At 72.4% G+C, this 21,044-nt stretch carries 17 protein-coding genes and 1 pseudogene; 11 read left to right on the top strand and 7 right to left on the bottom strand.

The features are described from left to right. Positions 1-316 precede the first annotated feature (316 nt). Together ABT245_RS19115 and ABT245_RS19110 are read left to right on the top strand one after the other, a co-directional pair. Positions 317-448: pseudogene (locus ABT245_RS19115) on the top strand (peptidyl-tRNA hydrolase); the annotation flags it as partial. Between the two features lie 307 nt (positions 449-755). After that, on the top strand, positions 756-1,676 hold the full coding sequence (locus ABT245_RS19110; protein ID WP_351735006.1) for an ABC transporter substrate-binding protein: 921 nt from the start codon (positions 756-758) through the stop codon (positions 1,674-1,676). Positions 1,677-2,338: 662 nt separating this feature from the next. On the opposite strand, the gene ABT245_RS19105 is transcribed toward ABT245_RS19110, so the two are convergent. The 7 genes from ABT245_RS19105 to rhaI form a co-directional block, all read right to left on the bottom strand. After that, entirely contained in the window at positions 2,339-3,493 is a 1,155-nt protein-coding gene (locus tag ABT245_RS19105; protein WP_351735004.1) for an ABC transporter ATP-binding protein, read from the bottom strand. A gap of 244 nt (positions 3,494-3,737) precedes the next feature. Continuing rightward, entirely contained in the window at positions 3,738-4,379 is a 642-nt protein-coding gene (locus ABT245_RS19100) for a LutC/YkgG family protein (protein WP_351735002.1), read from the bottom strand. Continuing rightward, on the bottom strand, positions 4,376-5,917 hold the full coding sequence (locus ABT245_RS19095) for a LutB/LldF family L-lactate oxidation iron-sulfur protein (RefSeq protein ID WP_351735000.1): 1,542 nt from the start codon (positions 5,915-5,917) through the stop codon (positions 4,376-4,378). The genes ABT245_RS19100 and ABT245_RS19095 overlap by 4 nt, the downstream gene beginning before the upstream one ends. Further along, entirely contained in the window at positions 5,914-6,669 is a 756-nt protein-coding gene (locus ABT245_RS19090) for a (Fe-S)-binding protein (protein WP_351734998.1), read from the bottom strand. The genes ABT245_RS19095 and ABT245_RS19090 overlap by 4 nt, the downstream gene beginning before the upstream one ends. A gap of 71 nt (positions 6,670-6,740) precedes the next feature. Then, the gene (locus tag ABT245_RS19085) at positions 6,741-8,189 is read right to left on the bottom strand and encodes a rhamnulokinase (protein WP_351734996.1); all 1,449 of its coding nucleotides are present in this window, start codon (positions 8,187-8,189) and stop codon (positions 6,741-6,743) included. Beyond that, complete coding sequence (locus ABT245_RS19080; RefSeq protein ID WP_351734994.1) at positions 8,186-10,222, bottom strand: bifunctional aldolase/short-chain dehydrogenase; 2,037 nt, start codon at positions 10,220-10,222, stop codon at positions 8,186-8,188. The genes ABT245_RS19085 and ABT245_RS19080 overlap by 4 nt, the downstream gene beginning before the upstream one ends. A gap of 583 nt (positions 10,223-10,805) precedes the next feature. After that, positions 10,806-11,966 (bottom strand): L-rhamnose isomerase, encoded by a 1,161-nt coding sequence (rhaI, locus tag ABT245_RS19075; RefSeq protein ID WP_351734992.1) that lies wholly within the window; start codon positions 11,964-11,966, stop codon positions 10,806-10,808. Between the two features lie 262 nt (positions 11,967-12,228). On the opposite strand from rhaI, the gene ABT245_RS19070 reads away from it, so the two are divergent. The 9 genes from ABT245_RS19070 to ABT245_RS19030 all read left to right on the top strand — a co-directional run bounded on the left by ABT245_RS19070 (position 12,229) and on the right by ABT245_RS19030 (position 21,016). After that, on the top strand, positions 12,229-13,746 hold the full coding sequence (locus ABT245_RS19070; RefSeq protein ID WP_351734990.1) for a sugar ABC transporter ATP-binding protein: 1,518 nt from the start codon (positions 12,229-12,231) through the stop codon (positions 13,744-13,746). Beyond that, on the top strand, positions 13,743-14,813 hold the full coding sequence (locus ABT245_RS19065) for an ABC transporter permease (RefSeq protein ID WP_351734988.1): 1,071 nt from the start codon (positions 13,743-13,745) through the stop codon (positions 14,811-14,813). Before ABT245_RS19070 ends, ABT245_RS19065 begins: the two co-directional genes overlap by 4 nt. Beyond that, the gene (locus ABT245_RS19060; protein ID WP_351734986.1) at positions 14,806-15,780 is read left to right on the top strand and encodes an ABC transporter permease; all 975 of its coding nucleotides are present in this window, start codon (positions 14,806-14,808) and stop codon (positions 15,778-15,780) included. The genes ABT245_RS19065 and ABT245_RS19060 overlap by 8 nt, the downstream gene beginning before the upstream one ends. A gap of 95 nt (positions 15,781-15,875) precedes the next feature. Next, on the top strand, positions 15,876-16,958 hold the full coding sequence (rhaS, locus tag ABT245_RS19055; protein ID WP_351734984.1) for a rhamnose ABC transporter substrate-binding protein: 1,083 nt from the start codon (positions 15,876-15,878) through the stop codon (positions 16,956-16,958). A 136-nt stretch (positions 16,959-17,094) separates the two neighbouring features. Continuing rightward, positions 17,095-17,415, top strand: a complete 321-nt coding sequence (locus ABT245_RS19050) for an L-rhamnose mutarotase (RefSeq protein WP_351734982.1) — start codon at positions 17,095-17,097, stop codon at positions 17,413-17,415. Between the two features lie 15 nt (positions 17,416-17,430). Further along, positions 17,431-17,574 carry a hypothetical protein gene (locus ABT245_RS19045; protein ID WP_351734980.1) on the top strand — a complete coding sequence of 48 codons (144 nt, stop codon included), beginning with the start codon at positions 17,431-17,433 and terminating at the stop codon, positions 17,572-17,574. 78 nt (positions 17,575-17,652) lie between these two features. Then, positions 17,653-18,672, top strand: coding sequence for a LacI family DNA-binding transcriptional regulator (locus ABT245_RS19040; RefSeq protein WP_351734978.1), 1,020 nt, complete (start codon positions 17,653-17,655; stop codon positions 18,670-18,672). 98 nt (positions 18,673-18,770) lie between these two features. Then, positions 18,771-20,072: an alpha/beta fold hydrolase gene (locus ABT245_RS19035; RefSeq protein WP_351734976.1), complete on the top strand. Its 1,302-nt coding sequence runs from the start codon at positions 18,771-18,773 to the stop codon at positions 20,070-20,072. A 104-nt stretch (positions 20,073-20,176) separates the two neighbouring features. Next, positions 20,177-21,016 (top strand): pentapeptide repeat-containing protein, encoded by an 840-nt coding sequence (locus ABT245_RS19030; protein ID WP_351734974.1) that lies wholly within the window; start codon positions 20,177-20,179, stop codon positions 21,014-21,016. Positions 21,017-21,044 lie beyond the last annotated feature (28 nt).

Here is a 21,044-nt window from a genome sequence, read left to right as displayed (position 1 = left end):
GGTGGGGTGTGAGCGGCGGGTTGGGTGTGGTGTGGGGTGTGAGCGGCGGGTTGGGTGTGGTGTGGGGTGTGAGCGGCGGGTTGGGTGTGGTGTGGGGTGTGAGCGGCGGGTTGGGTGTGGTGTGGGTTGTGACCGGCGGGTCGGTTGTGGTGTGGGGTCTGATCGACGGGTCGGCTCTGGGGTGGGGCGGGACCGGCGGGTCGGCTGTGGTGTGGGGTCGGGGGGTTTCCGGCCGGTGGCGTACGCAGCGCGGCGGCCGGGGCGTCGTCGGGCCGTGGTGGGTGGCGCGGGGGCAGGACGGGCCGGATCAGGGGGCACCGCCGGCCCCGCCGAATGGCCCCGACTCACCACCAGCGCACTGCCCCTGGTGCGGGATGCCGGCTTCACCGAGATCCGCCCCGGCTCCACCACGGTCGTCGCGGATCAGCCGGCCCTTCACGCATGGTGACCGGCTACGGCCGCACAGGTGCGAGGCCCTGTCCGGCGGCCGGGGTCGGCCGGACCGCGCCGCCGTGCCTCACCGCTCGCCCGTGGCGTTTCTCCTCATCCGCGTCGCCCGACCGATTCCGGCCGACGTCCGTGTCACCGCGGGCGGCCGGTCCGGAGCCCCGCCCGCGGTGACCGTCGGCCGGCGGTCGTACGGGCGGCTGCGTGTGCGCGGCCCGGGGTGGCCGTGGGGCCGTCGGCGTGACCGCGCCGGTCGGCGTCCGCGCGGTGCGCGGCGGGGCAGGGCGCTCCGGGCCGGGGTGGCTCTCGTGACGGCGGGACCGCTCCTGCTCACCGGGTGTGTCACCGGCCCCTCGCTGGAGAACCGCGGCGCGATCACCGCCTCGCCCGGTGACAGCCGGCGGCTGACCATCGGATCGGCCGGCTTCACCGAGAGCGATCTGCTCGCGCAGCTGTACGCGCTGCTGCTGAACCGGGCCGGCTACCGGACGTCCATCCTCACGGTCGCCAACCGCGAACTGTACGAACCCGCCCTGGAATCGGGCCAGATCGACGTCGTGCCCGAGTACGCGGCCACCTTCGCCGACTGGCTGGGCGCCAAGGCCGACGGCCCGCACGCGAAGCCGGCCGGCTCGCCCGACCTGGCCGCCACCATGACCGCCCTGCGCGGGCTCGCCACGCCCCGCGGCCTCACCGTCCTTGACCCCGGGCGGGCGGTCGACCAGAACGCCTTCGCGGTGGCCCGGTCGTACGCCCGCGAGCACCGGCTCAGGACGCTCAGCGACCTCGGCGCGTCGGGGCTGGGGGTGCGGCTCGCCGCGGGCGACGAGTGCGTACGACGGCCGTACTGCGCACCGGGGTTGAGGAAGACCTACGGCATCGACGTCATCGGCGTCGACCCCAAGGGCGTCGGCACCACCCAGGCCAAGCGGGCCGTGCAGAGCGGCCAGGACCAGATGGTGCTCACCACCACCACGGACGCCACCCTGGACCAGTTCGGGCTGGTGCTGCTCGCCGACGACAAGCACCTGCAGAACGCCGACTACGTCGTCCCCGTGGTCAACCGCGCCCGGGCCGGCGGCGCGGGCGTCACCACGGTGCTCGACCGGCTCAACGACGTCCTCACCACGGCGGACCTGGCCGCCATGAACGAACAGGTGGACAGCTGGCGCCGACTCCCCGCAGACGTGGCCCGAACCTACCTACGCAACAAGAACCTACTGAAGTAGCCCACCGCCCCCCTCTGGACCGCCCGCCCCCCACACGCCCTTTCGCCACCCACCCGTCCCACCCCGCTCGTCCGCACACCCCGCGCACGCTTGGCCGCGCGTGTCTCGCCGATGCCGCTCGTCCGCGTGCCCCGCCCGGGCCCGTCGACCGGGTGCCTCGGCCATGCCGCTGGGGCGCGCGCACCGTGCACGTCCCTTCGCCGGGTGCTCCGCCCATGGCCCTTCGGCGCTGTGCGCCGCGCGTGTGTTGGCTGCTCTCGGCTGCGTGCCCCGCCTGCGCGCCTCGGCCGCACACCCCGCGCACGCTTGGCCGCGCGTGTCTCGCCGATGCCGCTCGGCCGCGTGCCTCGCCCAGGCCCGTCGACCGGGTGCCTCGCCCAGGCCGCTCGGCTGCGCGTGCCGCGCATGCCTGTTGGCCGCGCCCCACCGACGCCCCTCGGTGACGCGCCCCACCGAAGCCCGTCGGCGTCGCGCGCCGCGCACGCGTGCTGGCCGCGCTCTTCGGCCGCGTGCCCCGCCGCGTGCCTCGGCCGGCCGCGTCGTGCGTGTCCGTTGGGCGTGCGCCGCTCGCGCATCGGCCGCGTGCTCCGGGTGATCGGCGGTCGTGCCGTGTGGGTGTCAACCGTGTTCGGAGTGTGGCGCCGAGGCCGCGCCGCGTCCGCTCACGCGTCTGCTACCGAGTCGAACGGCACCTGGCGGCGCGGTACGCCGCGCGCGTCCGCGTCCACCGAGCGGCGCAGCGCCTCGTGCAGCTTCGCCGGGGTCAGCACCCCGAGGAAACGCGCGCCGTCGAGCACCGCGACCCACCCGGCGTCGTACTGCAGCATCACCCCGAACGCCTGCTTCAGCGGCGCCCCCACCGGCACCCAGGCGGTCATCCGGTGCGCGAGCCGGCCGACGGGGCCGCCCGCCGCGAGCCCGTCGATGCCCACCCAGCCGTGCAGGTCGCCGTGCGCGTCCAGGACGACGGCCCAGCGCGCCCCCTCGGCCCGCAGCCGCTCCCGGGCACGTTCGGCGGGCTCGTCGAGGCGGGCCACGGGCGGCTGCTCCAGGTCGTCCGGCTCGATCGAGGTGACCGACAGCCGCTTCAGCCCCCGGTCGGCGCCCACGAAGGAGGCCACGTAGTCGGTCGCGGGCCTGCCCAGCACCGCACCGGGCGTGTCGTACTGCTCGATCCGGCCCGGCCCGTACACCGCGATCCGGTCGCCGAGGCGTACCGCCTCCTCGAGGTCGTGCGTGACCAGCAGCACCGTTTTGCGCACCGCGGCCTGCATGCGCAGGAACTCCTCCTGCAACTGCTCGCGCACCACCGGGTCGACCGCGCCGAACGGCTCGTCCATCAGCAGCACCGGCGGGTCGGCCGCGAGCGCCCGCGCCACGCCGACCCGCTGCCGCTGCCCGCCCGACAACTGGTCCGGATAGCGCGGCCCGTAGACGGCCGGGTCCAGCCCCACCAGGTCGAGCAGTTCGGCGGCCCGTGCCCGCGCCTTCGCCTTCTTCCAGCCGACCAGCGCGGGGACGGTCGCGGTGTTGTCGAGGATCGTGCGGTGCGGGAACAGGCCCACCTGCTGGATGACGTACCCGATCCGGCGGCGCAGCCGCACCGGGTCGACGGTGGCGACGTCCTCGCCGCTCACCAGGATGCGTCCGGAGGTCGGATCGATGAGCCGGTTGACCATCATCATGGTCGTGGTCTTGCCGCAGCCGGACGGGCCCACCAGCGTGACGAGTTCGCCCTCGGACACCTCGAAGGAGAGACCGTCCACGGCCGTCGTACCGTCCGGATACCGCTTGGTGACCTGCTCGAACCGGATCATCACCCCACGCTAGCCGCGCCGGATGCGGCATGCCCGGCTCCGCTTTTGAAAAAGGTACAAAACAACTCCGACCGGCCGAAGGGATGACGGTGTGACCGACGGGAGTGCGGCGAAGGACGGTGCTGACCACGGCTGTGGGGGCCGTACCGACGGCCAAGGCGGGCGGCGCCGGCCCCACGGGGGCCGCGCCGTCCTCCGACCCGGTCCGCGCGGCACAGCGGGCGGGTCCGGTCGGGGGTGGTCCTCAGTCGACCAGGACGACCTCCAGCGTCCGGGGCCCGTGCACGCCCTCCACCCGGTCCAGCTCGATGTCGCTGGTCGCCGACGGGCCGGAGATCCAGGTCAAGGGCCGTACCGGATCGAGCCGTTCGAGCGCCTGCGGGACGGCGGAGACGACCTGGTCGGGGACCCGGACCACACAGATGTGGTGGTCCGGGACCAGGGTGATCCGACGCCGGCCCTGATCCGGCGCGCCGTCCAGCACGATGGTGCCGGTCTCGGCGATCGCGACCGCGCACGCCGTGACGACGCTGTCCACCCGGTCGAGTTCGCGCACGGTGCTCTCCGCCCGGTCGGCGACCCGGGCGATGTCCGTGGCCGCGAGCCAGCCCGTGTCGAGACCGGGCGGCACCAGCACGGACGTCGCCCCACGGGCCGCCAGCAAGTCGGCGATCAGCGAGGGCAGTTCACCGGCCGTGCAGCGGTGCACGCGCGCCCGGTAGTCGGCGAGGTTCTCCGCGAGCAGATCCACCGTCTGCGCGGCGCTGCGCTCGCCGTGCGCCCGTAGATAGTCCCGGGCGACGGCCCGTTCGTAGGGCGGGTCGTCGCCCGGTACGTCGGCGAGCGCGCGCCGCACCCGGCCCAGGATCAGTTCCCTGCCGCTCACCGTGCGGCCCCCTTCCCACCGTCGGTGCCGGGCTTGCCGCGTTTGCCTACTGTGCCTGCTGTGCTTGGTGTGCCGATTGCGCCCTGGGTGCGCTGCCACCAGTCGCGGAACGGCTCCGCCGGCACCGCCGGCAGATCCCGGGTGGCGCTCCACGCCCGGCCGGGACCGGGCAGGGTGCGGGGGTGCAGCCGGCGGGTGCGGGAGGCCAGCCGCTGACCGGTGCGCAGCGCTGCGGGATGTGTGAACGCCCAGCGGGCCGCCCGCATCGCGGCCCGTTCCGCCGCGTGCCCCTTGGCCGGCCGCAGCACCACCTTGTCGCCGCCACGGGTCGCCGGGCCGCCCGCGACGACCCGCTCCCGCAGATGCACCAGCACCTCGGGGATGTCGATGGCCACCGGGCACACCTCGTAGCAGGCCCCGCACAGCGAGGACGCGTACGGCAGCGAAGCGTCGATCTCGCTGGCCGTGCCCCGCAGTTGGGGACTGAGGATGGCGCCGATCGGACCCGGGTACACCGAGCCGTAGGCGTGCCCGCCCGCCCGCTCGTACACCGGGCAGACGTTCAGACAGGCCGAGCAGCGGATGCAGCGCAGCGCCTGCCGGCCCACCTCGTCGGCCAGGGTGTCGGTGCGTCCGTTGTCGAGCAGCACCAGATGGAAGACGCGCGGACCGTCCTCGTCGGCGGTGCCCGTCCACATCGATGTGTACGGGTTCATCCGCTCGGCCGTCGAGGAGCGGGGCAGCGTCTGCAGGAACACCTCCAGGTCCCGCCACGTCGGCACGATCTTCTCGATGCCCACCACCGAGATCAGCGTCTGCGGCAGGGTCAGGCACATCCGGCCGTTGCCCTCGGACTCCACGACCACCAGTGTGCCGGTCTCCGCGACCATGAAGTTGGCACCCGAGATGCCCACCTTGGCGCGCAGGAACTTCTCCCGCAGATGCAGCCGGGCGGCCTCGGCCAGCTCGGCGGGCGAATCGGTCAGACCGTCGGGCGCCGGGCGGCCCCACTCGCCCATCTCCGCACGGAAGATGTCGCGGATCTCGCCGCGGTTGCGGTGGATGGCCGGAACCAGGATGTGTGAGGGCCGGTCCTTGCCCAACTGCACGATCAGCTCGGCGAGATCGGTCTCGTAGGCGTGGATGCCCTCCGCCAGGAGTGCCTCGTTCAGCCCGATCTCCTGCGTGGCCATCGACTTGACCTTCACGACCTCCGACTCGCCGGTCTCCTTGACCAGCCGGGCGACGATCCGATTGGCCTCGTCGGCGTCCGCCGCCCAGTGGACGACGCCGCCCGCGGCGGTCACCGACTCCTCCAACCGGACCAGATACCGGTCGAGATGACGGAGCGTGTGGTCCTTGATCTGCCTGCCCGCCTCGCGCAGCTGCGCCCAGTCGGACACCTCCGCGACGGCCTTCTCCCGCTTGGCCCTGATGGTGTGCGTGGCGTGCCGCAGATTGCCCCGCAGCGTCGCGTTGCCGACCGCCTCGTGCGCGGCCCTGGGAAACGCCGGCATGCCGACGAACGTCCCGCTCATGGCGCCGGTTCCTCCTCGGTGCTCGCCAGGATCTCAGCGATGTGGACCGGCCGCAGGCCGGACTTCAGGCGGGTCATCGTCCCGCCGATGTGCATCAGACAGGAGTTGTCGGCCGCGCACAGCACCTGCGCGCCCGTCGCCTCGGCGTTGCGCACCTTGTCCTCGCCCATCGCCGCCGAGACATCGGCGTTCTTCAGCGCGAACGTGCCGCCGAAGCCGCAGCACTCCTCGGCGCCCGGCAGCTCGACCAGTTCAAGACCCCGCACCGCGTCGAGCAGCCGGCGGGGACGGTCGCCGAGCCCGAGGCCGCGCAGCCCGTGACAGGTCGGGTGGTAGGTCACCCGGTGCGGGTAGTACGCCCCGACGTCCGTCACCCCCAGCACATCCACCAGGAACTCCGTCAGCTCGTACGTCTTGGGCACGACGGGCGCGAGCGTGGCGGCGAGTGTGTCCCCGCGGCCCTCCGCCCGGGCCCGTTCGCCCATCCGCGGATACAGCTCCCGCACCATCGCCCCACAGGATCCGGACGGCGTCACGATCGCCTCGTACTCCCCGAAGACATCGGAGAAATGCCGGGCCAGCGGTTCCGCCTCATGCCGGTAGCCGGTGTTGTAGTGGGCCTGTCCGCAGCAGGTCTGGGCCATCGGGAAGTCCACGTCGACGCCCAGTCCGGTCAGCAGCTTCACCACCGCGCGGCCGGTGTCCGGATAGAGCGTGTCGTTGACACAGGTCAGGAACAGTGCGACACGCATCGCGGCTCCTTGTGATCGATCATCCGATGAGTGCAGGGTAATGGGCGGCGTGCCGCCGGGGGAGACCCGGTTCACCGCGCGGTGAGCCGTGCCTCCGCCTCCCGCCAGCGCGCGGCATCGCCCCGCGGCTCGTAGCGGGTCAGCGGCTGGGTACGGGCCAGCAGCCCGCGCATATCGGCGCGGTCCCCGACGAGCCCGTGGGCGCGGGCCTGGACCAGAACGTTGCCGAGGGCCGCCGCCTCGGTCGGCCCCGCCACCACCGGCAGCCCGCAGGCGTCCGCGGTGAGCTGGCACAGCAGCGCGTTGCGGGTGCCGCCGCCGACGATGTGCACCACATCGACCGGGTGGTCGGCCAGCCGCTCGGCGTCCGCGACGGCCCGGCGATGGGCGAGCGCCAGGGAGTCCAGGATGCACCGGGTGATTTCGGCAGGGGTCCGCGGCACCGGCTGCCCGGACGCCAGGCAGGCCGCGGCGATCCGGTCCGGCATCCGCCCGGGCGCGAGGAAATCCGCGTCGCCCGCGTCCACCACCGACCGCAGCGCCGGCACCTCGGCCGCGTCCCGCAGCAGCCCGCCGAGGTCCGGATCGCCCCAGGCCCGTACGGACTCCTGGAGCAGCCACAGGCCCATGATGTTGCGCAGATGGCGGACCGTGCCGTCCAGCCCCAGCTCATTGGTGAAGTTGGCGGCCCGGCTCTGCTCCGTCAGCACCGGCGCGGTCAGTTCCAGGCCCGCCAGGGACCAGGTGCCGGTGCAGATGTAGGCGAAGCGTTCGCCCACGGCCGGTACGGCGGCCACCGCGGACGCGGTGTCGTGCGAGGCGACCGTGGTCAGCGGCACCGGACCGGTCAGCCCGGTCTCCTCCAGCACCTCGGCGCGCAGCAGACCCGCCGGATCGCCGGGCCGGCGCAGCGGCGCGAACAGCCCGAGGTCGATGCCCAGCCGGTCCGCGACAGCGTGCGCCCAGGTGCCGGTGCGGGGGTCGACCAGCTGGGTGGTGGAGGCGTTGGTCAGCTCGGTGCCCTGCTGCCCGGTCAGCCAGTACGCCAGCAGATCGGGGATCAGCAACAGGCGCGCCGCGTGGGCGAACTGGTCGGTCGAGCGGGCGGCGGCCAGCTGGTACAGCGTGTTGAAGGGCGCGTACTGCAGCCCGGTGGCCGCGTACAGCTCGGCCGCCGGGACCGTCGCCCACACCTTCTCCGGAACCCCCTCGGTGCGCGGGTCGCGGTAGTGCACCGGGTTGCCGAGGAGGGCGCCGTCGGCGTCCAGCAGGCCGTAGTCGACGGCCCAGCTGTCGATGCCGACCGAATCCACCTGGCCGGCCGCCCGCAGCCCCTCCAGCACTCCCGCGTACAGGGCCAGGACGTCCCAGCGCAGCCCCTCCGGCAGCCGGACGGGCCGGTTGCCGAAGCGGTGCGCCTCGCGCAGCTCCAGTGTGTCGCGGCCGACGCGGCCGACCATCACGCGCCCGCTGGAGGCGCCGAGATCGACCGCGGCGTATGCCCGGACGGCAGCGCTCATCGCAGGAACGCGGCCGCCACGCCCGCGTCGACCGGGATGTGCAGCCCGGTGGTGTGGGTGAGCTGCCCGCCGGTGAGCGCGAACACGGCGTTCGCCACATGCTCGGGCAGCACCTCCCGCTTGAGGATGGTCCGCTGGGCGTAGAACTCGCCCAGCTTCTCCTCCTCGACGCCGTACACGGCGGCCCGCTTGGCGCCCCAGCCGCCCGCGAAGATCCCGGAGCCGCGGACCACCCCGTCCGGGTTGACCCCGTTGACCCGGATGCCGTGCTCGCCCAGCTCGGCCGCCAGCAGACGGACCTGGTGGGCCTGGTCGGCCTTGGTCGCGGAGTAGGCGATGTTGTTGGGCCCGGCGAACACGGCGTTCTTCGAGGCGATGTAGACGATGTCGCCGCCGAGCCGCTGCGGGACCATCACCCGCGCCGCCTCGCGCGAGACGAGGAAGGATCCACGGGCCATGATGTCGTGCTGGAGGTCCCAGTCCTTCGTGGAGGTCTCCAGCAGCGGCTTGGAGACGGAGATTCCGGCGTTGTTGACGACGAGGTCGACGCCGCCGAAGGCCAGCAGGGCCGCCTTGAAGGCGGCCGTGATCTGCTTCTCGTCGGTGACGTCCACGGTCACGGCGACGGCCTTGTCGGGTCCGCCCAGCTCCTCGGCGACCTCGGCGGCGCCGTCCGCGTTGACGTCGGCGACGACGACGCACGCGCCCTCGGCCGCCAGCCGGTGCGCGATCGCCCTGCCGATCCCGCTGCCCGCGCCCGTCACCAGCGCCACCCGGGTCGCCAGCGGCCTGGGCTTCGGCATCCGCTGGAGCTTGGCCTCTTCGAGCGCCCAGTACTCGATGCGGAACTTCTCCGCCTCGTCGATCGGCGCGTACGCCGAGACCGCCTCCGCCCCGCGCATCACGTTGATCGCGTTGACGTAGAACTCGCCCGCCACCCGGGCCGTCTGCTTGTCCTTGCCGAAGCTGAACATGCCGACGCCGGGCACGAGCACGATCGCCGGGTCGGCGCCGCGCATCGCGGGGGAGTCCGGCAGGGCGTGCCGCTCGTAGTAGGCGGCGTACTGCTCGCGGTACTCGGTGTGCAGCTCGGCCAGCCGGGCGACCGCCTCCTCCAGCGGAGCGGACGGCGCCACGTCCAGGACCAGCGGACGCACCTTGGTGCGCAGGAAGTGGTCGGGGCACGAGGTGCCGAGCGCCGCGAGCCGCGGGTGCTCGGCCCGGGCGAGGAAGTCGAGCACGACGTCGGAGTCGGTGAAGTGCCCGACCTGCGGCCGGTCCTGGGAGGCGACGGCCCGCACATACGGCGCGAGCGCGGCGGCCCGCTCCCGCCGCTCGGCCTCGGGCAGGGCCGTGTAGCCCTCGATCACCGGCCCGAACGGCTCCGCCCTGCCCCGCTGCGCGAGGAAGGTCTCCGCGGTACGGATGATGTGCAGCGAGTTGCGTTCGCACTCCTCGGCGGTGTCGCCCCAGGCTGTGATGCCGTGCCCGCCGAGGACACAGCCGATCGCCTGTGGGTTGGCCTCCTTGACGGCCGCGATGTCCAGCCCGAGCTGGAACCCGGGCCGCCGCCACGGCACCCACACCACGGTGTCGCCGAAGCACTCGGCGGTCAGCTTCTCGCCGTCCGCCGCGCAGGCCAGCGCGATGCCCGAGTCGGGGTGCAGATGGTCCACGTGCGGGGCGTCCACCAGACCGTGCATCGCGGTGTCGATGGACGGCGCCGCGCCGCCCTTGCCGTGCAGGCAGTAGTCGAACGCGGCGACCATCTCGTCCTCGCGCTCTACGCCCGGGTAGACCCCGGTGAGCGCGCGCAGCCGGTCGAGGCGCAGCACGGCGAGCCCGGCCTCGGTGAGCGTGCCGAGGTCCCCGCCGGACCCCTTGACCCACATCAACTCGACGTCGCCGCCGGTGACGGGGTCGGTCGCGGTGCCCTTGGCCGACGCGTTGCCGCCGGCGTAGTTGGTGTTGCGCGGATCCGCGCCCAGCCGATGCGACCGGGCCAACAGACCGACAACTTCGGGGTGTGTCATGAACGTTCAGTCCTTACTGAAGTGAAAAAGAGAGAAACCCAGAAACCCAAGCCCCAACGCCCCAAAGAACCAAGGACCCGACAAGCCACCGACCGATCCACCCCAAGGGGACGCAAGAAACGCCGCGACAAGCGACAACGAGCCACCAGCCGACCGCCGACCGATCCACCCCGGATGGGGGCGCGGGGAACGGCGCGACAAGCCCCGACGTGCCGGCAGCCGACCGCCGACCGATCCACCCCGGATGGGGGCGCGGGGAACGGCGCGAGAAGCCCCGACGTGCCGGCAGCCGACCGCCGACCGATCCACCCCGGATGGGGGCGCGGGGAACGGCGCGAGAAGCCCCGACGAACTGCCAGCCGACCGCCGACCGATCCACCCCCAAAGGGGCGCAAGGAACTGCGCGACCAGCCCCGACGTGCCGCCAGCCGACCACCGACCGATCCGACCCCACCGGTCCCACCCGGCGGAGCCCCCCGCAGGGAACGGTGCGAGAAGCCACAACACCCCCGCAGCCGACCGACGACCCCACCCGGCCCACCCGGCGGAGCCGACCGCAGATCCGGCCAACCCAGCGGAGTGCCTACGCGCCCCATCCCGCCTGCTGCCCGCCGACCCGCTCCGCCACGACCTTCTCGGCCCACCCGGACCGGGCATACGCACCCATCGGGTCGGCGTCGAGGCCCAGCTCCTCGCGCACCTCGGCCAGCAGCGGCCGTACGTCCGTGTTGTACGCGTCCATCAGCACGGCGTTCGCGCCGAGCACGTCCTCGGCCCGCTGCGCGGCGGCCAGCGCCTCCGCGTCCACCAGCAGCGCCTTCGCGGTGGCCTCCTGGACGTTCATCACCGACCGGATGATCGCCGGCACCTTGGGCTCGATGTTGTGGCACTGGTCCAGCATGAACGCCACGTCGGCGGTGAACCCGCCCCCGCGCACCACCTCGTACATGATCCGGAACAGCTGGAACGGGTCGGCCGCACCGACCATCAGGTCGTCGTCCGCGTAGAAGCGCGAGTTGAAGTCGAATCCGCCGAGCTTGCCCTCGCGCAGCAGCGTGGCCACGATGAACTCGATGTTGGTCCCCGGCGCGTGGTGACCCGTGTCCACCACGACCTGCGCCTTCGGCCCGAGCTTGAGGCAGTGGGCGTATGCGGTGCCCCAGTCGGGCACGTCCGTGGCGTAGAAGGCGGGCTCGAAGAACTTGTACTCCAGCAGCAGCCGCTGCCCCTCGCCGAGCCGTGCGTACACCTCGGCCAGCCCTTCGGCGAGCCGGTCCTGGCGGCCGCGCAGATCGTCCTGGCCGGGGTAGTTGGTGCCGTCGGCGAACCACAGCTTCAGGTCCTGCGAGCCCGTGGCGTCCATGATGTCGACGCACTCCAGCAGATGGCCGACCGCCTTGCGGCGCACCGCGGCGTCCGGATGGCAGATGCTGCCCAGCCGGTAGTCGTCGTCCTGGAAGGTGTTGGAGTTGATCGCGCCGAGCCGCAGCCCGCGCTCCTCGGCGTACCCGGCCAGGGCGGCGTAGTCGTCCACGGTGTCCCAGGGGATGTGCAGGGCGACGGTGGGCGCGACTCCGGTGAAGGCGTGCACCTGTGCCGCGTCGTCCAGCTTCTCCCGCGGCGAGCGCGGAACGCCCTGCTGGGCGAACACCTTGAAACGGGTCCCCGAGTTGCCGTACGCCCATGACGGTGTCTCGACGGCCTGGGTCTTGAGCGCGGCTTTCACCGCGGCGAGGTCGGTCACTTGAGGGCTCCCGTGAAATCGGTTGGAACGGCTGAGCGGTGAAACGATTCAGACTCGCAAGCTATGAGTCCCCCGAAGGGGGTGTCAAGCTCTCCCGCGCATCCAGTTTTCCGTGACCCCGCCGTGACCTTCGGCTATCGAAAGTTTTTCGAGACGGACCCATTGACGTGACATGGCTGCCCTGTCTAACGTCCCGGCAATCCAGTTGAAACCTTTCACGACGCCGTGGGGGCCATCCCGCAGGCGTCGTCGAGGAGCCCCCATGACCCACCCGTCCGACACGGGACCGGCGCCGGTGCTGGCGCTGAAGGACCTCTCCAAGTCCTTCGGCGCCGTACGGGCCCTGCGGGACGTCTCCCTGGAGCTGTTCCCCGGCGAGGTGCACGCCCTCGCCGGGGAGAACGGCGCGGGCAAGTCGACGCTCATCAAGACGCTCGCCGGGGTGCACCGACCGGACGCCGGTCAGGTGCTGCTCGACGGCGAGCCCGTCGTCTTCCACGGACCCGGTGACGCCCGAGACGCCGGCATCGCCGTGATCTACCAGGAACCCACCCTGTTCCCCGACCTTTCGATCGCCGAGAACATCTTCATGGGCCGCCGGCCACGGCGCGCCCTCGGCCGCATCGACCACCGGGCCACCCATGCGGCCACCGCCGCCCTGATGAAGCGGCTCGGTGTCGAACTCGACCCCGACCGCCCGGCCCGCGGCCTGTCCATCGCCGACCAGCAGATCGTCGAGATCGCCAAGGCGCTGTCCTTCGACGCCCGGGTCCTGATCATGGACGAGCCGACGGCGGCGCTGACCGGCAGCGAGGTGGCCCGCCTCTTCGGCGTCGTCGAGACCCTGCGCGAGCAGGGCGCCGCCGTACTGTTCATCTCGCACCGGCTGGAGGAGATCTTCCAGATCTGCCGGCGCGTGACCACCCTGCGCGACGGCGCCTGGATCGCCAGCGAACCGCTCGCCGGCATGACCGAGGACGACCTGGTACGCCGCATGGTCGGCCGCGACCTCGACGAGCTGTACCCGAAGCAGACCGTGCGGCCCGGCGAGGTCGCGCTCAGCGTCCGGCGGCTGACCCGCGAGGGCGTCTTCACCGACGTCTCCTTCGAGGTGCGCCGCGGTGAGATCGTCGGCCTCGCCGGGCTCGTGGGCGCCGGCCGTACGGAGGTCGCCCGGGCGGTCTTCGGCGTGGACCGCTGGGACGCCGGTGAGGTCGAGGTCGCTGGCCGGCAGCTGACCAACGGCGCCCCCTCCGCCGCCATGGCCGCCGGGCTCGCCCTGGTCCCCGAGGACCGACGCGCCCAGGGCCTGGTGATGGACATGTCCATCGAACGGAACATCGGGCTGACCGGGCTGCGCAGCACCGTGCGCGCGGGGCTCGTGGACCGCGGTGCCGAGCGCAGCCGCGCCCTCGACTGGGCGGTCAGGCTCCAGGTGAAGTACGCCCGGATCGCCGACGCCGTCGCCACGCTCTCCGGCGGCAACCAGCAGAAGGTCGTGCTCGCCAAGTGGCTGGCCACCGGCCCGAAGGTGCTGATCGTCGACGAGCCGACCCGCGGCATCGACGTCGGCACCAAGGCCGAGGTGCACCGGCTGCTCGGCGAGCTGGCCGCCGACGGCGTCGCGGTCCTGATGATCTCCTCCGACCTGCCCGAGATCCTCGGCATGGCCGACCGCGTGCTCGTGATGCACGAGGGCCGGATCACCGCCGAGATCCCCCGCTCCGACGCCACCGAGGAAACCGTGATGGCCGCAGCCACGGGGAGGGCCGCCGCATGACGGTGACCACCCCGAACCAGACCCCCGTCGCCGAGGTGCCGAGGTCCAGCGGCACCCGCCTGGTCGACCGTGTCTTCCGGATGCGCGAACTCGCCATCCTGGTCGTCTTCCTGGTGATGATCGCCGTCACCCAGGCGGGCAACAGCGAGTTCCTGTCCGAGCAGGGCATCAAGGACCTGCTGCTCAACGCGACCATCCTGGTGCTGGTCGCCACCGGCCAGTCGCTGGTCGTCATCACCCGCAACGTCGACCTGTCGGTCGGCTCCACCCTCGGTATCAGCGCCTTCGCGGCCGGCACCTATCTGCACGGCGGCGGGAACGCGGTCGTCGCCGTCGTCCTCGCGGTCCTGCTCGGCGTCGGCTTCGGGCTGCTGAACGGCCTGCTGGTCAGCCTCGGTCAGGTGCCCGCCCTCGTCGTCACCCTCGGCACGCTGTACATCATCCGCGGCATCGACTCCATCTGGGTCGGCTCCCGGCAGATCACCGCCGCCGATCTGCCGGGCGGCTTCGTCGACTTCGGCTCCGGCGGGCTGTCCGCCGTCCCGTGGCCGGCCCTCATCGCCCTGGCCGTGCTGGTCGCCACCGCCTACTACCTCAAGCACTTCGGCAGCGGACGCGAACTGTACGCGCTCGGCTCCAACCCGGAGGCCGCCCGGCTCGCCGGCATCCCGGTGCGCAAGCGGATCCTGGCCGCGTACACCTTCTGCGGCGCCCTGGCCGGCCTCGCCGGCGCGATGTACCTGGCCCGGTTCGGCAACGTCGACTCCAGCACCGGCAACGGCTATGAACTCACCGTGGTCAGCGCGGTCGTGGTCGGCGGCGTCGTCTTCACCGGCGGTTCCGGGAGCGTCTACGGCGCGGCCCTCGGCGCCCTGCTGCTGACCTCCGTCAACAGCGTGCTGCCCGCCCTCGGCGTCAGCTCGGTCTGGGTGCTCGCCATCAACGGCGTGCTGCTGCTCCTCGCCATCGCGGTCGACCGGGTCGTCGCGCTGCGGGTGGCCTCCGCCCTGAAGAAGTCGGCTGCGAAGAAGACGGTCCCGAACAAGGAGAACGGCCGCCATGCCTGAGTCGTTGACGCGCGCGATCCGCTGGGACACGGTCGTAGGTGCGCTGCTCGTCGTCCTGCTGCTGCTCTCGTTCGGCCTCGTGGACGGCTTCGGCAACGCCCTGAACCTGTCCTTCCTGATCGGCAACACCCTCCCGATCGCGCTGATCGCCCTGCCGATGACCCTGCTGGTCGTCTCCGGCGAGATCGATCTGTCGGTCGCCTCCACCGCCGGCCTGTCGGGCGCCGTCATGGGCAAACTGTGGAACCAGGGCATGACGATCGAGACGATCATCCCGCTGTGTCTGCTGCTCGGCGTGGTGTGCGGGATGATCAACGGGCTGCTGGTGACCCGGCTCGGGCTGCCGTCGCTCGCCGTCACCATCGGCACCCTCGCCGCCTACCGGGGCATCGCACAGATCGTGCTCGGCTCCGACGCGGTCACCGACTTCCCCACGCAGTACCTGGACTTCGCGGCCGGCCGGATCGGGGACACCTTCGTCCCGCAGGCCCTGCTGCCCTTCCTGGTGCTGCTCGCCATCGCCGTGGTCGTCCTGCACGCCACCCCGTTCGGCCGGTCGCTGTTCGCGGTAGGCGCCAGCGAGGAGGCCGCCCGGTTCGCCGGCATCCGGGTCAAGCGGGCCAAATTGCTGCTGTTCGCCGCCACCGGCCTCATGGCCTCCCTCACCGGCGTCTTCTGGGCCCTGCACTACGCCAGTGCCCGCTACGACAACGCCACCGGACTCGAACTCTCCGTCGTCGCCGCGGTGTTGCTCGGCGGCATCGACTTCGACGGCGGCAAGGGCACGCTCGGCGGCGCCATCGCGGGCGTCTTCCTGCTCGGCGCGCTGCAGAACGTGATGAGCCTGCTGAACGTCTCCGCGCAGTCGCAGATCGTCGTCACCGGTGTGCTGCTCGTCGTCTCCGTGCTCGGCCCGCGGGTCGCGCGCCAGATCTCCGTCGCGAGGGCCGCACGCTCCACCGGATAGGCAGTTCGAACGCTGCGGGCCGTCTGTGGCTGGTCGCGCAGTTCCCGGCGCCCCTCGGGGCACTCCGTACTCACCTCCGTCAGAAAGATCCCGCCATGCGAACGTCTTCGATCCGCCGCACCTGCGCGGCCCTCGCCGCCGCCACCTCCCTCGCCCTGGCCGTGACCGCCTGCGGCGGCACCACCAAGAACGACGTCAAGGACTCCGGCGGCGGCTCGAACACCGCGGCCGGCACGGCGAACCCGGACGCCGCCCTGAAGAAGGGCCTCACCGTCGGCTTCCTGCCCAAGCAGGTCAACAACCCCTACTTCACCACCGCGGACAAGGGCGGCGAGAAGGCCGTCACCGAACTCGGCTCGACCTACAAGGAGGTCGGCCCCTCCAGCGCCACCGACACCGCCGGCCAGGTGAGTTACGTCAACACCCTCACCCAGCAGCAGGTGGACGCGATGGCCGTCTCCGCGCAGGACCCGGGCGCCCTGTGCACCGCGCTCAAGCAGGCCATGAAGAACGGCATCAAGGTCGTCACCTACGACTCCGACACCACCGCGGACTGCCGCAACGCCTTCATCTCCCAGGCCGGCGCGGAGGACCTGGGCCGCACCGAGGTGCAGCTGCTCGCCGAACAGATCGGCTACAAGGGCGAGATCGCGATCCTGTCCGCCGCGCAGACCGCGACCAACCAGAACACCTGGATCGACTACATGAAGGAGGAGCTGAAGGACCCCAAGTACAAGGACATCAAGCTCGTCAAGACCGCCTACGGCAACGACGACGCCCAGCAGTCCTTCCAGCAGACCCAGGGCCTGCTCCAGGAGTACCCGAACCTGAAGGGGATCATCTCCCCGACCACCGTCGGCATCAAGGCCGCGGCGCAGTACCTGTCCGGCTCCAAGTACAAGGGCAAGGTCAAGCTGACCGGCCTCGGCACCCCCAACGACATGCGCAAGTACGTCAAGAACGGCACCGTCGACGCCTTCGAGCTGTGGGACCCGGCCAGGCTCGGCGACCTCGCCGCCCGCACCGCCGTCGCGCTGGCCTCCGGACAGATCACCGGCAAGGAGGGCGAGACCTTCAAGGCCGGCGACACCGAGTACACCATCGGCAAGGACGGCGTGATCAGCCTGGGCAAGCCGACCGTATTCGACGCGAAGAACATCGACCAGTTCGACTTCTGATCCGCGTCGGCCACTGATCCGCGTCGGCCACTGATCGGGGTCGGCCACTGATCGGGGTCGGCCACTGATCCGGGTCGGCCACTGATCCGGGTCAGTCACCGAACCCTGTCACCTTCTCTTTCCCCAAGGGGTGTTGATGCAGCGCGTGTGCTTCCTGCTGAAGGTCCGCGCGGACCGGCTCGACGCGTACCGCGAGCGGCACGCCGCCGTCTGGCCCGAGATGCGCGCGGCGCTCTCGGCCGCCGGCTGGCACAACTACTCGCTCTTCCTGCGCGACGACGGTCTGCTCGTCGGCTACCTGGAGACCGAGGACTTCCCGGCGGCCCAGGCGGCCATGGAAGCCACCGACGTCAACGCCCGCTGGCAGGCGGAGATGGCGCCGTTCTTCGAGTCGCTGGACGGTGCCAGACCCGACGAGGCCATGAAACCGCTCACCGAAGTGTTCCATCTGGCCTGACACTGGAGTCTGCTCATGACAAGACGCACTGTGCCGGCCGGCGCCCTGCTCCCGTCCGCCGCGGCGTCCGGCAGGGCCGCCGCGGCGGCCCCCGGCCCGTCCACGACCGCCCCCGGCCGCACCCGGCCGGACCCCCAGGCCCTCGCCCTGCCCATGTGACCAGCCCGTAGCGGGGCGGCACCGACGGTAGTGTGAAGTTTTCCCGCCGCCCCTCGTCTTCCAGGAGGTCCCCGCCCGATGGCCCAGTCGGTGGGTATCAAGGACGTCGCCCGCGCCGCCGGAGTGTCGGTGGGCACGGTCTCGAACGTCATCAACCGCCCGGAAACCGTCGCGAGCGAGACCCGTGCCCGGGTGCAGTCCGCGATCGACCGGCTCGGCTACGTACGCAGCGAGTCAGCGCGCCAGCTGCGCGCGGGCCGCAGCCGGATCATGGGCCTGCTCGTCCTCGACATGGGCAACCCGTTCTTCGTCGACCTGGCGCGCGGCGCCGAGCGGGCGGCGCGGGACGCCGGGCTCGGCGTGATGGTCTGCAACAGCGCACAGAACGCCGGGGAGGAGGCCGAGTACCTGGCCCTGTTCGCCGAGCAGCGGGTGCGCGGGGTGCTGCTCACCCCGGCCGACGCCACCGGCCACAACATCGCGGCCTTCCGCCGGCACGGCATCCCGTTCGTCCTGGTCGACCGGGTCGCCGAGGGCACCACCGAGTGCTCGGTCTCCGTCGACGACGTGGCGGGCGGCGCCCTGGCCGTGCGTCATCTGGTGGACGCCGGGCACCGCAGCATCGCCTACGTCAGCGGGCCGCCCGGCCTGAACCAGGTCCACGACCGGCGCACCGGCGCACTGAACGCGCTCGCCGAGGCCGGGCTCGGCCCGCAGTCCCTGCGCGAACTGCCCACCGAACGCCTCGACGTCGCCGCCGGACGGGACGCGGGCGCCCGGCTGCTCGGCCTCGCCGACCGGCCGACCGCCGTCTTCTGCGCCAACGACCTGCTCGCCCTCGGCGTGCTGCAGGCCATGTACGCGGCCGGGGTCGTCGTCCCGGACGATCTGGCGATCGTCGGCTACGACGACATCGAGTTCGCGGCGGCCGCCGCCGTCCCGCTCACCTCGGTGCGCCAGCCGGCGGTGACCATGGGCGCCCTCGCCGCCGAACTGCTCCTGGAGGAGACGGAGGCGCCGCCGGGCACCCATGAGCACCGGCGGGTGGTGCTCCAGCCGGAGTTGGTGGTGCGCCGTTCGAGTCTCGCCGCCCGCTGATCCCCCGGCCCATAGCCCCACCATGATCCCGGGTGTCCGACGGCCGGCGGACATGTGCTGAACTGGGACGCGTCCATCCGTCCGTCCCGGGAGACCTGTTGAGCCACCGTTACCGCCAGCCAGGCGTCGTCCTCACCGACCATCGCTTCACCGTGCCTCTGGACCACACCGACCCCGCGGGCGAGACCATCGAGCTGTACGCCCGAGAGGTCGTCGCCGGCGACAAGGCACACCAGGATCTGCCCTGGCTGGTCTACCTCCAGGGCGGCCCGGGACACGGGGCGAACCGTTTCATCGGGAGACAGGCGTGGCTCGGCCGGGCCCTGGACGAGTACCGGGTGCTGCTGCTCGACCAGCGCGGCACCGGCCACTCCACGCCCGCCACCCGGCAGACGCTGCCGCTGCGCGGCGGCCCCGCCGAACAGGCCGACTACCTCACCCACTTCCGTGCCGACTCGATCGTCCGTGACTGCGAGCACATCCGCCCGCGGCTGACCGGCGGCGCCCCCTGGACCGTGCTCGGCCAGAGCTACGGCGGCTTCTGCACGGTCACCTATCTGTCGCTCGCCCCCGAGGGCCTGAACACCGCGGTGATCACCGGCGGGCTGCCCTCCCTGGACGCCCACGCCGAGGACGTCTACCGGGCCGCCTACCCGCGCATCGAACGCAAGGTCGGCGCGCACTACGCCCGCTATCCGCAGGACGTCGAGCGGGCCCGGCGCATCGCCGAGCACCTGCTGAACCACGAGGTGGTCCTGCCGGGCGGCCACCGGTTCACCGTCGAGGCCTTCCAGTCCCTCGGCCTCATGCTCGGCTCGGGCGACGGCAGCCACCGCCTGCACCACCTGCTGGAGGACGCCTTCGTGCGCACACCGTCGGGCCCCGAGCTGTCCGACGCCTTCCAGGAGGCGGTCCGTGGGCTGCTCTCGTACGCGGCGTACCCGCTGTACGCGCTCGTCCACGAGTCCATCTACGGCCAGGACGCCCGCCCCACCGCCTGGGCGGCCGAACGCGTCCGCGCCGAGTTCCCGCAGTTCGACGCGGCCAAGGCGGTCGCCGGTGACGCACCCGTGCTGTTCACCGGGGAGACCGTGCACCCCTGGATGTTCGAGGCCGACCCGGCCCTGCGTCCGCTGCGTGAGACCGCCGATCTGCTGGCCGCCCGCGCCGACTGGCAGCCGCTGTACGACCCGGCCCGCCTCGCCGCCAACGAGGTCCCGGTCGCCGCGGCCGTCTACCACGACGACATGTACGTCGACACCGAGTTCTCCCTGCGGACCGCCCGCGCGATCCGGGGCCTGCGCACCTGGGTCACCGACGAGTTCGAGCACGACGGCCTGCGCGTCGGCGCGCCCCGTGTCCTGGACCGTCTGCTGGCCCTGACCCGCGACGAGGTGTGACCGCCGCCGGTGAGCCGGTGACCGGCGGGGCGGGCGCGGCCGGGCGGGGCGTCGGCGTTCGCCCCGCCGGAGCGGCGGACGAGCAGGCCAGTAGGGTGGTCGGTATGTCGGATGAGAGGGACCGTCGATCGGCGCTGCGCGGTGACTGTGCGCGCTGCTTCGGGCTGTGCTGTGTCGCCCTGCCCTTCGCCGTCTCGGCGGACTTCGCCCTCGACAAGCCCGCCGGCCGGCCCTGCCCGAACCTGCGGGGTGACCACCGCTGCGGCATCCACACCGAGCTGCGGTCCAAGGGCTTCGCGGGCTGCACGGTCTACGACTGCTTCGGCGCCGGGCAGAAGGTCTCGCAGCTCACCTTCGGCGGGCGGGACTGGCGCACCGGCTCCGCCGAGCACACCCGGAGCATGGTCGAGTCCTTCCCCCTCGTGCGGCAGCTCCACGAACTGCTCTGGTACCTCGCCGAGGCGCTGGAGCTGCCCGCTGCCCGTCCGCTGCGTACCGAGCTGCGTGAGGCATGGCAGCACACCGAGCGGCTCACCCGGCAGACCCCCGAGGAACTGGCCGTCCTGGACGTGGCCGCCCACCGGCAGCGGATCGACGTGCTGCTGCGGCGCGCCAGCGAGTCGGCGCGGTCGGCGATACCGGGCGCTCGGGGCCGGAAGAAGGACCGGCGCGGCGCTGACCTGGTCGGCGCCCGCCTCAAGGGGGCCGATCTGCGCGGCGCCGATCTGCGCGGGGCCTGGCTCATCGCCGCCGACCTGACGGGCGCGGATCTGCGCGGCGCCGACATGATCGGCGCCGATCTGCGCGATGCCGATCTCACGGGCGCCGATCTGACGGGCGTGATCTTCCTGACCCAGCCGCAGGCCGACGCGGCCCGTGGCAGCGCCGGCACCCGGTTGCCGACGTCGGTCACCCGCCCCGCGCACTGGACAGCGCACCGCTGATCCCCGGCTGGTCCGCGGCAGGGGCGGC

It is taken from the genome of Streptomyces sp. NPDC001508 (genome assembly GCF_040298665.1).
In the GTDB taxonomy this organism is placed as follows: domain Bacteria; phylum Actinomycetota; class Actinomycetes; order Streptomycetales; family Streptomycetaceae; genus Streptomyces.
Note: the sequence above shows the minus strand (reverse complement) of the source record. Positions and strands in the feature narration are given on the sequence as shown.